The 12491-nt window shown below is 64.0% G+C and carries 12 protein-coding genes; 6 read left to right on the top strand and 6 right to left on the bottom strand.

Annotated features, from left to right (window positions below):
• The first annotated feature begins 17 nt into the window (after positions 1-17).
• Positions 18-1157: a hypothetical protein gene (locus YU9_RS0104230; protein ID WP_027571643.1), complete on the top strand. Its 1140-nt coding sequence runs from the start codon at positions 18-20 to the stop codon at positions 1155-1157.
• A 224-nt stretch (positions 1158-1381) separates the two neighbouring features.
• On the opposite strand, the gene gor is transcribed toward YU9_RS0104230, so the two are convergent.
• Genes gor through rpiA form a run of 3 tightly spaced genes read right to left on the bottom strand, consistent with a single transcriptional unit; the run spans position 1382 to position 4090 of the window.
• Positions 1382-2770, bottom strand: a complete 1389-nt coding sequence (gene gor / locus YU9_RS0104225; protein WP_027571642.1) for a glutathione-disulfide reductase — start codon at positions 2768-2770, stop codon at positions 1382-1384.
• A 55-nt stretch (positions 2771-2825) separates the two neighbouring features.
• Positions 2826-3374, bottom strand: coding sequence for a DUF2059 domain-containing protein (locus tag YU9_RS0104220; RefSeq protein WP_027571641.1), 549 nt, complete (start codon positions 3372-3374; stop codon positions 2826-2828).
• Entirely contained in the window at positions 3371-4090 is a 720-nt protein-coding gene (gene rpiA, locus YU9_RS0104215) for a ribose-5-phosphate isomerase RpiA (protein WP_027571640.1), read from the bottom strand. Before rpiA ends, YU9_RS0104220 begins: the two co-directional genes overlap by 4 nt.
• A 157-nt stretch (positions 4091-4247) precedes the next feature.
• Here rpiA and YU9_RS0104210 point away from each other — a divergent pair, with 157 nt between their 5' ends.
• From YU9_RS0104210 to YU9_RS0104195, 4 genes are all read left to right on the top strand, one after another.
• On the top strand, positions 4248-4955 hold the full coding sequence (locus tag YU9_RS0104210) for an HAD family hydrolase (protein ID WP_027571639.1): 708 nt from the start codon (positions 4248-4250) through the stop codon (positions 4953-4955).
• Positions 4956-5259: 304 nt separating this feature from the next.
• Positions 5260-6294 (top strand): GTP 3',8-cyclase MoaA, encoded by a 1035-nt coding sequence (gene moaA, locus YU9_RS0104205; protein ID WP_027571638.1) that lies wholly within the window; start codon positions 5260-5262, stop codon positions 6292-6294.
• 169 nt (positions 6295-6463) lie between these two features.
• Complete coding sequence (locus tag YU9_RS0104200) at positions 6464-7045, top strand: TRAP transporter small permease subunit (protein ID WP_027571637.1); 582 nt, start codon at positions 6464-6466, stop codon at positions 7043-7045.
• A gap of 26 nt (positions 7046-7071) precedes the next feature.
• On the top strand, positions 7072-8727 hold the full coding sequence (locus YU9_RS0104195) for a TRAP transporter large permease subunit (RefSeq protein ID WP_027571636.1): 1656 nt from the start codon (positions 7072-7074) through the stop codon (positions 8725-8727).
• Between the two features lie 141 nt (positions 8728-8868).
• On the opposite strand, the gene YU9_RS40960 is transcribed toward YU9_RS0104195, so the two are convergent.
• The 3 genes from YU9_RS40960 to YU9_RS0104180 all read right to left on the bottom strand — a co-directional run bounded on the left by YU9_RS40960 (position 8869) and on the right by YU9_RS0104180 (position 11701).
• Positions 8869-10272 carry an ATP-binding protein gene (locus YU9_RS40960; RefSeq protein ID WP_036017022.1) on the bottom strand — a complete coding sequence of 468 codons (1404 nt, stop codon included), beginning with the start codon at positions 10270-10272 and terminating at the stop codon, positions 8869-8871.
• A 1-nt stretch (position 10273) separates the two neighbouring features.
• Positions 10274-10948: a response regulator transcription factor gene (locus YU9_RS0104185; protein WP_027571635.1), complete on the bottom strand. Its 675-nt coding sequence runs from the start codon at positions 10946-10948 to the stop codon at positions 10274-10276.
• Positions 10949-11137: 189 nt separating this feature from the next.
• Positions 11138-11701, bottom strand: coding sequence for a MarR family winged helix-turn-helix transcriptional regulator (locus YU9_RS0104180; RefSeq protein ID WP_027571634.1), 564 nt, complete (start codon positions 11699-11701; stop codon positions 11138-11140).
• Between the two features lie 474 nt (positions 11702-12175).
• On the opposite strand from YU9_RS0104180, the gene YU9_RS0104175 reads away from it, so the two are divergent.
• The gene (locus tag YU9_RS0104175) at positions 12176-12412 is read left to right on the top strand and encodes a hypothetical protein (protein ID WP_027571633.1); all 237 of its coding nucleotides are present in this window, start codon (positions 12176-12178) and stop codon (positions 12410-12412) included.
• The last annotated feature ends 79 nt before the right edge of the window (positions 12413-12491 follow it).

The raw sequence follows: 12491 nt of genomic DNA, 5'->3' as shown, positions 1-12491 counted from the left end.
TCAGATCGGAGAATGCCATGAACGTGCATGCTGCCGGAGATCTCAAATTCACCGGTCTCACCCATCCGAACGGCGCGCGGCTGCGCCTCAATGATCAGGATTTCGTGGCGATCGATCGCGACCGGGATGCGAAATTCGAGGCGACGTACCGGCCGCAGGCGCTCTACAACCGCGCCAATGAAGGCTTTCACGCCAACAACGAGGCCTTCCTCCTGCACGAGGTCGCGACCAATCTGCCGATCTACCGGCCCGACACCGGCCCCACCGATTTCCATCTGCATCTTCCGCCGGGCGGCTTTCAGCTCGTGCTGGTCACCTCGGGCGCGTTCACCTTCGACTATGACGGGCGCTTCTACAATGTCGGTCCCGGCGCGGTGATGCTGCAAAGCGCGATCGTGCACCGCCAGCTGTTCTACACCTGGTCGGGCCTGTCGACCGAAGAGAATCTGAAGACGCCGCAGACCGTGGTGCCCGATCCGATCTCGATGGGCTACTCGGGTAAATTCCTCGAAGCCTTCATCACCGATCCCACCACGTTTCCCAACCCGACCATCGTCGGTCCGGATCAGATCAACGAAGCCGAGACACCGCGTGCGGCCTGGAGCCATCCGCTGCACAACCGGCCGGCCGATGCCGGCTTCTGGCTGCAGGATCCCCTGGCGCTGGACGCGCTGTTCAAGCCGCTCACCGGCGGCGCGGTCAAATCGGCGATGCCGGTCTACGTGCGCGACATCGGCATCGAGATTCCGAGCGGCCATCTCGTCACTGGCCACATCATCGCGACCGACCCGCGCGGTCAGTCGCTGCTGCCGAAGAGCACATCGATCGCCGCGGACGCCAGCTGTTTCGCCAAGGGCGAGGTCGTGATCTACCGCGTCATTCGCGGCACGGCCGAATTTCAGAAGAAGGCCGGCGAGAGCTTTGAACTTTCGGCCGGCGACGTGGTGACGGCGGGCAAGGACTCCATCAGCCTCATCGGCGTCGGCGAGAACACCCAGGTCCTCCGCCTCGGCCTGCTCAAGGGCATGAACGAGCTGCGCAGCTGGACCCCGACGCAGCGCGACGAGATCGACGGCCTCGCCGGCCAGATCATCACGCAGAAGGACATCCGTCCCCTGCGCACCGAAGGCAAGCCGGTCGGATATTTGTACGGGTAAACTGTTCGCTAGTCGGCGCTGAGGTTTCTTCCTTCTCCCTTGTGGGAGAAGGTGGCGCGAAGCGCCGGATGAGGGGTTCTCTCCACTTGCACGACGGTTGGCGAGGATAGAGACCCCTCACCCGGCTTCGCGTTCCGCGAAGCCTCCCTCTCCCAAGGGGAGAGGGTTATCCCGCACCAAATTTGGCAAGAACTCGTTCGCTTGAGAGCCGCTCAGCGCCGTCGCTACTCCGCCGCCTGCCGCACATGGCGTGCGGTCGGGGTGCGCATGGTGACGAGCTCTTCGGCTGCGGTCGGATGCAGCGCGATGGTCGCGTCGAAATCGGCTTTGGTCGCCTTCATCTTCACCGCGATCGCGACAGCTTGCGTGATCTCGGCAGCGGCGTCGCCGACGATGTGGCAGCCGAGCACGCGGTCGGTCGCGCCGTCGACCACGAGCTTCATCAGCACGCGGGTATCGCGGCCCGACATCGTCGCCTTGATGGGCCGGAACGTCGTCTTGTAGATGTCGACATGGCTGAATTGCGCGCGCGCCTCGGTTTCCGTCAGGCCAACCGTGCCGACCTCGGGCTGCGAGAACACGGCCGTTGGGATGTTGGCATGATCGACACTCACCTCGCGCTTGCCGAACACGGTGTCGGCGAAGGCATGGCCCTCGCGGATCGCGACCGGCGTCAGGTTGAAACGGTGGGTGACGTCGCCGATGGCATAGATGCTGTCGACCGAGCTCCTGGAGAAATGGTCGACGGCGATGCCGCCATTCCTGGGGTTGATGGCGACGCCGGCCTTCTCCAGGCCGAGATTGGCGACGTTGGGATGGCGGCCGATGGCGAACATCACCTGATCGGAGCCAATGCTCGACCCGTTCGACAGATGGGTGGTGAAGCCCTCGCCGTGGCGGTCGACCTTGGTCACCGTGCAGCCGGTGAGAATCGTGATCCCCTGCTTCTCCATCTCGGCGCGCACATGGGTCCGGACATCCTCGTCAAAACCGCGAAGAATGTTGTCGCCGCGATAGATCACGGTGACGTCGGAGCCGAAGCCGGCGAAGATGCCGGCGAATTCCAGCGCGATATAGCCGCCGCCCTGGATCACGATCCGCTTCGGCAGCCTCGCAAGATGAAACGCCTCGTTGGAGGAGATCACGTGCTCGATGCCGGGGATCGAGGCGCCGTGATTGGGCGCGCCGCCGGTGGCGATGAGGATGTACTTCGCGGAGATCTTCCTGTCGTTCTCGAGCAGGCGGACGGTGTGCTTGTCCTCGATCACCGCACGGCTCTTGACGATCTGCGCGCCCGACTTCTCGACATTCGTCGTGTAGGCCGCCTCCAGCCGCGCGATCTCCTTGTCCTTGTTGGCGATCAGCGTCGGCCAGTCGAAGCTCATGGACGGAATGGTCCAGCCGAAGCCTGCGGCGTCCTCGATCTCGTGACGGACATGCGAGCCGATCACGAACAGCTTCTTCGGCACGCAGCCGCGGATCACGCAGGTGCCGCCCATGCGGTACTCTTCCGCGACCATCACGCGGGCGCCGTGACCGGCCGCGATGCGGGCGGCACGCACGCCGCCCGAGCCGCCACCGATGACGAAGAGGTCGACGTCGAATTCAGCCATTGTCCACTCCGACCTCTCCTAGAGCATGATCAAGATTCTGATCAGATAGTATCGATCAGATCTCCTTGCCACGCTTGCGCATCTCGGCGCGGAAGGCGCCCATCACCGTCTCGGAGAAGTTCTGGGCCCAGGAGTTCATGAAGGCCATGCTGAGGCCGATGGCGCGCGGCTCGGCTTCGATCAGCTTCTTGCCCAGCGGCGACTTGTAAAAGGTGACGAGGTCCTTCAGCTCCTGCTCGGTGAACTCGCTGGCGTAGATCTGCGCCATGCCTTCACCGATCTCGTTCTGGCGGCCGGCGAGCTGCTGGGCCACGATCGGTGCAACCTCGTTGAGGTCCTTCTGGTAGTTCAGGTTCTGCTGGATCAGCGCGATCTTGGTCTTCTCGACCATGCCCGGCACCGCACCCGTGTACATCCCCGTGGCGTTCTTGAGCTGCAGAATCTCCCTGGCCGCCGCGATCGCCGCCGGCGAGGCTTTCGGCTGTGCCGGTGCTGCGGCGGCCTTGGGGGCCGGCGCCGGCTGCTGCGCCATGGCCGGGGCGGCCGAGAGGGCCAGTCCCACAGCGAGAGTCGCGGCCGGCACCAATTTCAACACGTTCTTCATTCCTGGTCTCCTTTCGGCTTGCGCCGTTCAATCACGCGAATTCCGTCGCCGCCCGCCAGAACGGCCGAGCTGGCCAAGCCGATGAACAAGCCATGCTCGACCACCCCGGGGATGGCGCTGAGCGCCTTGGCGAGACCGGGGGGATTCACAATACGTCCGAGCTGGGCATCGACGATCCAGTGGCCGCCATCGGTGACGAAAACGTGGCCGTCCTTGGCCTTGCGGACCGCCATTTGCCCGGAAACGCCGCATTCGGCAAATGCCTTTTCGATCGCGCGGCGCGTCGCCCCGAGGCCGAACGGGATGACCTCGACCGGCAGCGGAAACTTGCCGAGCGTCGGCACCCACTTGCTGTCGTCGGCAATCACGATCATGCGATCCGAGGCGGCCGCCACGATCTTCTCGCGCAGCAGCGCGCCGCCGCCGCCCTTGATCAAATTGAGCTCGGGATCGATCTCGTCGGCGCCGTCGACGGTGATATCGAGATGGTCGATCTCGTCCAGCGTGGTCAGCGGCACGCCGCAACGCTCCGCATCGGCCCGCGTCGCCTCGGAGGTCGGCACGCCAATCACCTTGAGCCCGGCCGCGACGCGCTCGCCGAGCAGCTCGACGAAATGTTTGGCCGTCGATCCGGTGCCGAGCCCGAGCTGCATGCCGTCGCGCACCTCCTCGAGGGCGCGCGCAGCAGCCTGCCGCTTCAACTGGTCCATATTCACGTGTGCGCCCGCCTCTGAATTCGGAAGGATACGCCGCCGATCGCGGCCGCTTTCGGCGGCCTATGTAGCCTCGTTTTTCTCGCGGGAACAGGCCTATAAGGTGATCTTATGGGCCTGCCCCTTGCACGGACACGACCGGGCCGGTAGCGCTTGGATCATGACCTCCTTCGAAAAGACTTGCCCTCACACCATCGTCTTCGATCTCGACGGGACGCTTGTGGATACGGCGCCCGACCTGATCACCGCGCTGAACTACGTGCTCGACCGCGAAGGCCTGCCGCCGGTCCCGATGGCTTCGGCCCGCAACATGATCGGGGCCGGCGCCCGCAAGCTGATCGAGCGAGGGCTGGAGGCGGAGGGCCGCACCGTCACCCCCGCCGACATGGACCGGATGACCGCGGATTTCATTGCCTATTACGCCGAGCATATTGCGGTCGAATCGCGCCCCTTCGAGGGGCTCGAGGCCGCGCTCGACCATTTCGCGGCGCAGGGCCATCGGCTCGCGGTCTGCACCAACAAGCTGGAATGGCTGTCCAAGCGCCTGCTGGACCAGCTCGACCTCAGCCGCCGCTTCGCGGCGATCTGCGGCGCCGACACCTTTGGCGTTCAGAAGCCCGATCCGACCATCTTCCGCGAGACGGTGGCCCGGGCCGGTGGCCATGTGAAGGCCAGCATCATGGTCGGCGACGCCGGAACCGATGTCGGGGTGGCCCGGCGGGCCGGAGTTCCCGTGATCGGGGTCAGCTTCGGCTACACGGACGTGCCGATTGCCGAGCTGAAGCCTGACCGGCTGATTCATCACATGCGCGATCTGCCGTCGGCCGCCAGCAGCCTGATGACGGCATCGTCCCTCCCAACCAACTGATACGGCTGGGTTATTTCCAGGAATCCTGCGTTAACCCTCTATTATCATTATCTATGCCCGCGCGGACTCCCGCCGGCGGTGCCGCCGAGGCCGCTCCGCAAGCCGTACCGGCCGAAGAAGCCAAAGCCCGCCGCAGCGCCGGCCGCCCCCGCAGCTAGCTCGCCCTTCCCCGATCCGAATGCGGGCAAGCGCTGACTTACGCATACCAACCGATTGTCCTAGCCGCGTCCGATGCTTAGATTGCGTCGACAGCACCGCCGAAGCAAAGGTGCGCCCGTCGCCCGTAAGTGACAAGGCATTTGGTATGAACGGACCTTCCGTGAGCCCCCGCGCCGCGCTGTCGAGCGCGATGACCGATCCGTTCGGACGGACCATCAGTTATCTGCGTGTCTCCGTCACCGACCGCTGCGACCTGCGCTGCTTCTACTGCATGTCGGAAGACATGACGTTCCTGCCCAAGGCCGATCTGCTGACGCTGGAGGAACTCGATCGGCTCTGCACGGCCTTCATCGCCAAGGGCGTGAAGAAGCTGCGGCTCACCGGCGGCGAGCCCTTGGTCCGCCGCAACGTGATGACGCTGGTGCACTCGCTGTCGCGGCATCTGTCGAGCGGCGCGTTGAACGAGCTGACGCTGACCACCAACGGCACCCAGCTTGCGAAGCACGCGCGGGAACTCGCCGATTGCGGCGTCCGCCGCATCAACGTCTCGCTCGACACGCTCGATCCCAAGAAGTTTCGCGAGATCACCCGCTGGGGCGAGATCGACAAGGTGCTCGAGGGTATCGAGGCCGCGCGCGCCGCAGGGCTTGCCGTGAAGATCAACGCCGTCGCCCTGAAGAACCTCAACGAGGACGAGCTGCCCGAGCTGATGCGCTGGGCCCACGGCAAGGGCATGGGCCTGACGCTGATCGAAGTGATGCCGATGGGCGAGATCGGCTCGGGCCGGATCGACCAGTATCTGCCGCTGTCGCTGGTGCGTGCCCGGCTCGCCCAGCAATTCACGCTGACGGATCTGGCCGAGAGCACCGGCGGTCCGGCCCGCTATGTCAGCGTCGCCGAGACTGGCGGCAAGCTCGGCTTCATCACGCCGATGACCCATAATTTCTGCGAATCCTGCAACCGGGTGCGCATCACCTGCACCGGAACGCTGCACACCTGCCTCGGCCACGAGGATGCCTCCGACTTACGCAAACCTCTGCGTGCATCGAGCGACGACCTGTTGCTTGCGGATGCGATCGACCGCGCCATCGGGCTGAAGCCCAAGGGGCACGATTTCATCATCGACCGCCGCCACGACCGTCCCAGCGTCTCCAGGCACATGAGCGTCACCGGCGGCTGACACCGTCGGATTACGGTCTTATTCCCCTTAACTATCAACAAACTTCCGATTGACTGGCGGCACGCCCGCTGATTTGGTGCGCCTGCCTCATGCCTGCGCGGCGAGACAAGCCACGCGCCCGCTCGGCGCAGTCAAGACGGCCGGGGCACAATCGGGGGAGGACCTATCGTTGCAAGCGCTCCTAAAGTTGAGCAGCAGGATTGATGCGTTCACGCGCTGGACGGGCAAGCGCCTGGCATGGCTGATCGTGCTCGCCGTCATCATCTCGGCGGTCAATGCGATCGTCCGCAAGACGTTCGACACCTCGTCCAATTCGTGGCTTGAGCTGCAATGGGTGCTGTTCAGCATCGTCTTCCTGCTCTGCTCGCCTTGGACGCTGCTCGACAACGAGCACATCCGCATCGACATCGTGAACAACGCACTGCCGAAGACGGCCCGCAACGTGATCGACGTGATCGGCCACCTGTTCTTCCTCGTTCCCCTCTGCATCGTCATGATCATCACCGGCGTGCCGTTCTTCCAGCGCTCGTTCCACATCAACGAGCAATCAGGCAATGCCGGTGGCCTGCCCCAATGGCCCGCCAAGGCGCTGATCATGATCGGGTTCGCTTTGCTGCTCGTTCAAGGCATCTCCGAACTGATCAAGCGAATTGCGGTCATGCGCGGATTGATGCCGGATCCCCATGAATCCCAGGTGTCGGCCCTGGAGGCGGAAGTCGAGCACCTCGTCGAAGCGATCGAGAAGAAGTAGCCGTTGGCGACGGTTTAGGGGAAATCATGACCGCATTCATCATCGCCAATATGGCGCCCATCATGTTCGCGTCGCTGGTCGTCGTGCTGCTGCTCGGCTATCCCGCGGCATTCTCGCTCGGCGCGGTCGGCCTGTTCTACGCCATCGTCGGCGTCGAGCTCGGCCAATTCCACCCCGACTTCCTGCAGGCCCTTCCGGAGCGGGTCTATGGCGTGATGAACAACGACACGCTGCTCGCCATTCCCTTCTTCACCTTCATGGGGCTGGTGCTGGAGCGGTCAGGCATGGCCGAGGATCTGCTCGACACCATCGGCCAATTGTTCGGAACGATCCGCGGCGGTCTCGCCTATGCCGTGATCTTCGTCGGCGCGCTGCTCGCCGCGACGACCGGCGTGGTCGCCGCCTCGGTGATCTCGATGGGTCTGATCTCGCTGCCGATCATGCTGCGCTATGGCTATGACCGCCGCGTGGCATCCGGCGTCATCGCAGCATCCGGCACGCTCGCGCAGATCATTCCGCCCTCGCTCGTCCTGATCGTGATGGCCGACCAGCTCGGCAAGTCCGTCGGCGACATGTATGAGGGCGCCTTCATCCCAGGCCTCGTGCTCGCCGGCCTCTACGCCGGCTACGCTTTCCTCGTCAGCATGATCTTCCCCAAGGCCACGCCGGGCCTGCCGAAGGAGGCCATCGGCTTCCGCGAGGAGAGTGGCAGCCGCGGCCTCGTCTCCCTTGGCATGCTGTTCCTCGCGAGCTGCGTGTTCGGCTGGTTCATGATGCGGAGTTCGGACGTGCATGGCGCCGATTATGTCGTGCTCAGCATGTTCTACGGCATCATCTTCGCGTTCGTCGTCGCCGTCGTGAACTGGGTCATCGACAAGCTCACCGGCTTCCGTTTCCTGTCCAAGATGGCGCAGCAGACCACCTTCGTCATGGTGCCGCCGCTGTTCCTGATCTTCCTGGTGCTGGGCACGATCTTCATCGGCATCGCGACGCCGACCGAAGGCGGCGCGATGGGTGCCGCCGGTGCCCTCATCCTCGGCGCCGCGAAGCGCCGACTGAGCTGGGACCTGATCCGGCAAGCCACGGAATCGACCGCCAAGCTGTCGGCATTCGTCGTGTTCATCCTGGTCGGCGCCCGCGTGTTCTCGCTGACCTTCTACGGGGTCAACGGGCACGTCTGGGTCGAGCACCTGCTGACCTCCCTCCCCGGCGGCCAGGTCGGCTTCCTGATCTTCGTCAACGCGTTCGTGTTCGTGCTGGCCTTCTTCCTCGACTTCTTCGAGCTGGCCTTCATCGTGATCCCGCTGCTCGGACCGGCGGCCGAGCACCTCGGCATCGACCTGATCTGGTTCGGTGTCATTCTCGGCGTCAACATGCAGACCTCGTTCATGCATCCGCCGTTCGGCTTCGCCCTGTTCTATCTCCGATCGGTCGCGCCGAAGGAGCGATACATCGATCGCGTCACCGGCAAGAGGATGGACCCTGTGACCACGGGCCAGATCTATTGGGGCGCGGTGCCATTCGTCGTCATCCAGATCATCATGGTCGGTCTGGTGATCGCGTTCCCGTCGATGGTGATGCACTACAAGGGCGTCCAGTCGAACATCGACCCCTCTACGATCAAGATCGAGGTGCCGCAGATCGAGCTGCCGCCGCTCGATCTCGGCCCGCCGCAGAAGTAGCGAGCGGCAGGGCAAGCCGCCTCTTACCCTCCCCTGGAGGGGGAGGGTCGGCGCGAAGCGCCGGGGTGGGGTGATCTCTCCACTCGGGCACTGTTCAATACGGACAGACTGTCACCCCACCCCGCTCCGCGTTCCGCTGCGCTACATGCGCAGCGACCCTCCCCCTCCAGGGGAGGGTGAAGATGTCACCTTGTGCGTCAGCCTGAACCGCAGCGTGAACTCCGCGCCGCCGCCTGCAAGGTTCTCCACGGCAACCGTGCCAGCGTGATCGTCCGCCACCGCGCGCACGATCGAGAGTCCCAGTCCCGCACCGTCGCTGCGCCGGCGGTCGGCGCGCCAGAAGCGCTGGAAGATCAGCTCGCGCTCGGCTTCCGGGATGCCAGGACCGTGGTCACGTACGCGCACCGAACCATCGTCGCGCACCTCGACGTCGACGGAGGTGTCCTTCGCCGTGAACTTGATGGCGTTTTCGGCAAGGTTGAAGATCGCGCGCTGGAGCATCTCGGAATTGCCGTGGATCTCGACCGGCGCGTCCGTGCCCTTCAGCGCAATGTCCTTGTGCTGCGCAATCGCGAACGGGGCGATCGAACCGACCACCTCGGCGCAGACGGCGCGCAAATCCGCGGTCTCGCTGGGATCGAGCACCAATGTGTCGAGCTCGGCGATCTCCAGCAGCTGGGCGACGAGGCGGCTCATGGTTTCGATGTCGGCATGCAGCGCCTGCCGTGCCGCACGGTCGTCGAGCGTCTCGATACGCGTGCGCAGGATCGCGAGCGGCGTGCGCAACTGATGCGCGGCGTCCGCCGTGAACTGCCGCTGCACGCGAAAGCCGCCCTCGAGACGATCGAGCGCCTGGTTCACGGCAGTGACCAGCGGCATGATCTCGCGTGGAATCTGTGCCGTCGGCAAGCGGATGTCGGTCCGCGCCGGGCCGATATTGCTGGCTTCCTCCGAGGCCTTCCACAGCGGCGCAATCGCGCGACGGAAGATGATGATGTCGGTGGCAAGCAGGATCAGGAGGATCGGGATGGTGATCCACCCTACCCGCCGGAAGAAGTTCGAGACGATGTCGTCGATGATGACGTCGCGGTGCGCGAGGTCCTCGGCAACCTGGATGCGCACCGTCCTGCCGTCGATGTCGCGGGTGACGCCGGCGCCGGAAATGGTGTCAGACAAGCGCGGAGCTGCCACCGCTGGAGAACGCCGGTGGGAGGAGAACAGCAACCGGCCCTCGGCGTCGCGAATGTCGTACTGGTAGCGGCCATAGGCGTCTGAATAGAGGCCCTTGAGGCTGTCGGGCAGGTTGAAACTCAACGTGCCGTCCGGCTGCGCGACGATGCGCCCCGCCAGCACTTCGGCCTGCGCGCGCATGGCATCGCGATGCAGCTGGTCGATCTCGGAATTGAGCAGCCAGAACAGCACCAGCGGCAGGAAGATCGCGACCACCGCGACCGCAACGATGTGGAGGAACACGATGCGCCAGATCAGCGATTTGAACGTCGGCGACCTGCCATAGGACCCGGCACTGGATCCGAGCCGGGCCACGCTATTTCTCCTCGGTCATGAGATAGCCGACGCCCCGGATGGTGTGGATCACGACCTTGGCGCCATGTTCCGCCAGCTGCTTGCGCAGCCGCGAGACATAGACCTCGACCGCGTTCGAAGCGACCTCGCCTTCGAGCCCGAAGATGTGGTCCTCGACGTTCTTCTTCGGTACGACCCGCCCCTGCCGGCGCAGCAGGATCTCGAGCACCGAGGTCTCGCGCGCGGAGATGATCCGCGGCTGGTCGTCGACGAAGATCTGGCGGCTCTCGGTGTCGTAGACGAGGTTGGCGAGACTGAGCGAGCGGCCGAGCAACTGGCCCGGTCGGCGCAGGATGGCCTCGAGCCGCGCCACCAGTTCCTCCATCGCAAACGGCTTTGCGAGATAGTCGTCGGCGCCGCTACGCAGGCCGCTGACGCGGTCCTGCACGCCGCCGCGCGCGGTCAGCACCAGCACCGGCAGCGGCTCCATCTTGAGGCGCAGCTCGCGCAACACCGACAGGCCGTCGCCGTCGGGCAGGCCGAGGTCGAGAATCATCGCGGCATAGCTGACGCTGCTCACCGCCTCGCGCGCCTCGGCCGCGCTGCCCACGATGTCGCTCTCATAGCCGGCCGCCGCCAGCCCGCCGGCAACGAGCCGCGACAGCTCGGCATTATCCTCGACGATCAGAAGGCGCATCGTAGTCCCGACGGATAACCAGGTCGCCGCGCGGTCCGCGCGGTATCTTCGCTCTCTTCCACCATTCCGGCCGCGGCGGCCAGCGAAAAAGTGTCCGACGGCCGTCCGCCCTGTCAGCTTCGTGTAAGTCAGTCGAGCCCGGACGACCCGTGCCCTTCTGGACAGTTCCGCGCAGAGCAGGTGAGCCTTCTAGCTCCGCGCCTCGAAATAGGTGCAGAGCAAGGCCGTCTCCTTCTCCGCTATGGATTTCCGAAAGAGCCGGCACTTGAAATGACGGTCTTTCCCCGCTCCGTTCTCGACCAGGAACATGCATTGGTTGCAAACGTCGGTATGATGACGGCGCTCGGCAACATCGAGCCCCACCAGGACGCGGCGAAGCGTGTCCCGCAGCCGAAATCGATCGGAGTCCTCGAGTGCCACAAGCTGATCGCGCAGAGCATTGATCGGATCGCGCTCCAGGAACTTCTCTCCCTCACGTGTGATACATAGCGTGATCGAGCGTTTATCCTCCGCAGAAGGCTTACGGACCACCAATCGCTTCTCCAGGAGAACGGCGGCAATCTGCGATGCGGCACTGCGAGTGGTACCCAGAAAGCTGGCGAGAGCAGTCGGCGTCTTCGAGAATCTGTTTGCAAGGGCGAGAAACCGCAAGGCCATCCATTCGCGATCGCTCAGGCCCGAACGATTACCTTCAAAAAGCCAACTGCCGGCCGATTGCACCAGGAGTTGTACGATTTCATTTGCCATTCTCATTGATAAGTCCCCAACGGAAACGGCCGCCCTGGCTTCTCGATCAAGGATCGAGAGCCGCCGTGTTCGATGAAAGCTGGATTCCCGTCGGGACTGGTAGAGCCCGGTAAGCAGTACCGCGAAGTCGGAGCGGCGGTGAAACCCACCTGATACCGCCGCGACTTCAGCCCGATTGCCAGATTCCGATAGCCTGATCGTTCCGCGAAAGGAACACCGAAAAACTACCTACCGCGCTGACGTCGAGATGAAGTCTTGCGCGCTCAGCAACATTGGCGGCTTGTAATGCTACACCGCGGAGGATCTCTGTCCACGCGACACTCCGGATGTCTCACTGTGTAGAGACTGATGGGCTACATCTGACGGGCAGCCGACCTCTTGTCAGGTTCGTGTAAGCCAATCAGCTTCTGGTCCTCCGCGAGAGGTTGCTAGCTTTGCAGATACCAGCAAGTCTCCACATCGGATCGAGGGATGGGCATTATGAGCAAACCCGTGAAGACTGAAAGCGAACTCATCGCCATGGCGAAGGCCGAGTTGAAGATTCATGCCGACTGTCCCGAAGGGATGACAATCTCGATCCTCCGCGATGGCAAGCGCTGGGAATTTCGAGCCAGTGCGGATCGGGCCACCTCGGATCGGCCCGGCTACCCTGAATGCGTTGCCATGCTGGTCCAGATCGGCGATCACCTCTGCAAGCAGTATGACGTCGAGGGTTAGACGTACCTCGAGCTCGCCGCGACAGATTGCCCATTTTTCGGTTGACCAGGAAACTGCTGACGGTAAAGCTGACTTGCTT

It is taken from the genome of Bradyrhizobium sp. WSM1743 (genome assembly GCF_000473065.1).
Lineage (GTDB): Bacteria > Pseudomonadota > Alphaproteobacteria > Rhizobiales > Xanthobacteraceae > Bradyrhizobium.
The sequence above is the reverse complement of the archived record's forward strand: the minus strand, read 5'-3'. Positions and strand labels throughout refer to the sequence as shown.

Excerpts from the sequence above, each read along its gene's own strand:
- YU9_RS0104230 (WP_027571643.1), top strand. The coding sequence starts at position 18 with ATGAACGTGCATGCTGCCGGAGATCTCAAATTCACCGGTCTCACCCAT.
- gor (WP_027571642.1), bottom strand. The coding sequence starts at position 2,770 with ATGGCTGAATTCGACGTCGACCTCTTCGTCATCGGTGGCGGCTCGGGC.
- YU9_RS0104220 (WP_027571641.1), bottom strand. The coding sequence starts at position 3,374 with ATGAAGAACGTGTTGAAATTGGTGCCGGCCGCGACTCTCGCTGTGGGA.
- YU9_RS0104210 (WP_027571639.1), top strand. The coding sequence starts at position 4,248 with ATGACCTCCTTCGAAAAGACTTGCCCTCACACCATCGTCTTCGATCTC.
- moaA (WP_027571638.1), top strand. The coding sequence starts at position 5,260 with ATGAACGGACCTTCCGTGAGCCCCCGCGCCGCGCTGTCGAGCGCGATG.
- YU9_RS0104195 (WP_027571636.1), top strand. The coding sequence starts at position 7,072 with ATGACCGCATTCATCATCGCCAATATGGCGCCCATCATGTTCGCGTCG.
- YU9_RS0104185 (WP_027571635.1), bottom strand. The coding sequence starts at position 10,948 with ATGCGCCTTCTGATCGTCGAGGATAATGCCGAGCTGTCGCGGCTCGTT.
- YU9_RS0104180 (WP_027571634.1), bottom strand. The coding sequence starts at position 11,701 with ATGAGAATGGCAAATGAAATCGTACAACTCCTGGTGCAATCGGCCGGC.
- YU9_RS0104175 (WP_027571633.1), top strand. The coding sequence starts at position 12,176 with ATGAGCAAACCCGTGAAGACTGAAAGCGAACTCATCGCCATGGCGAAG.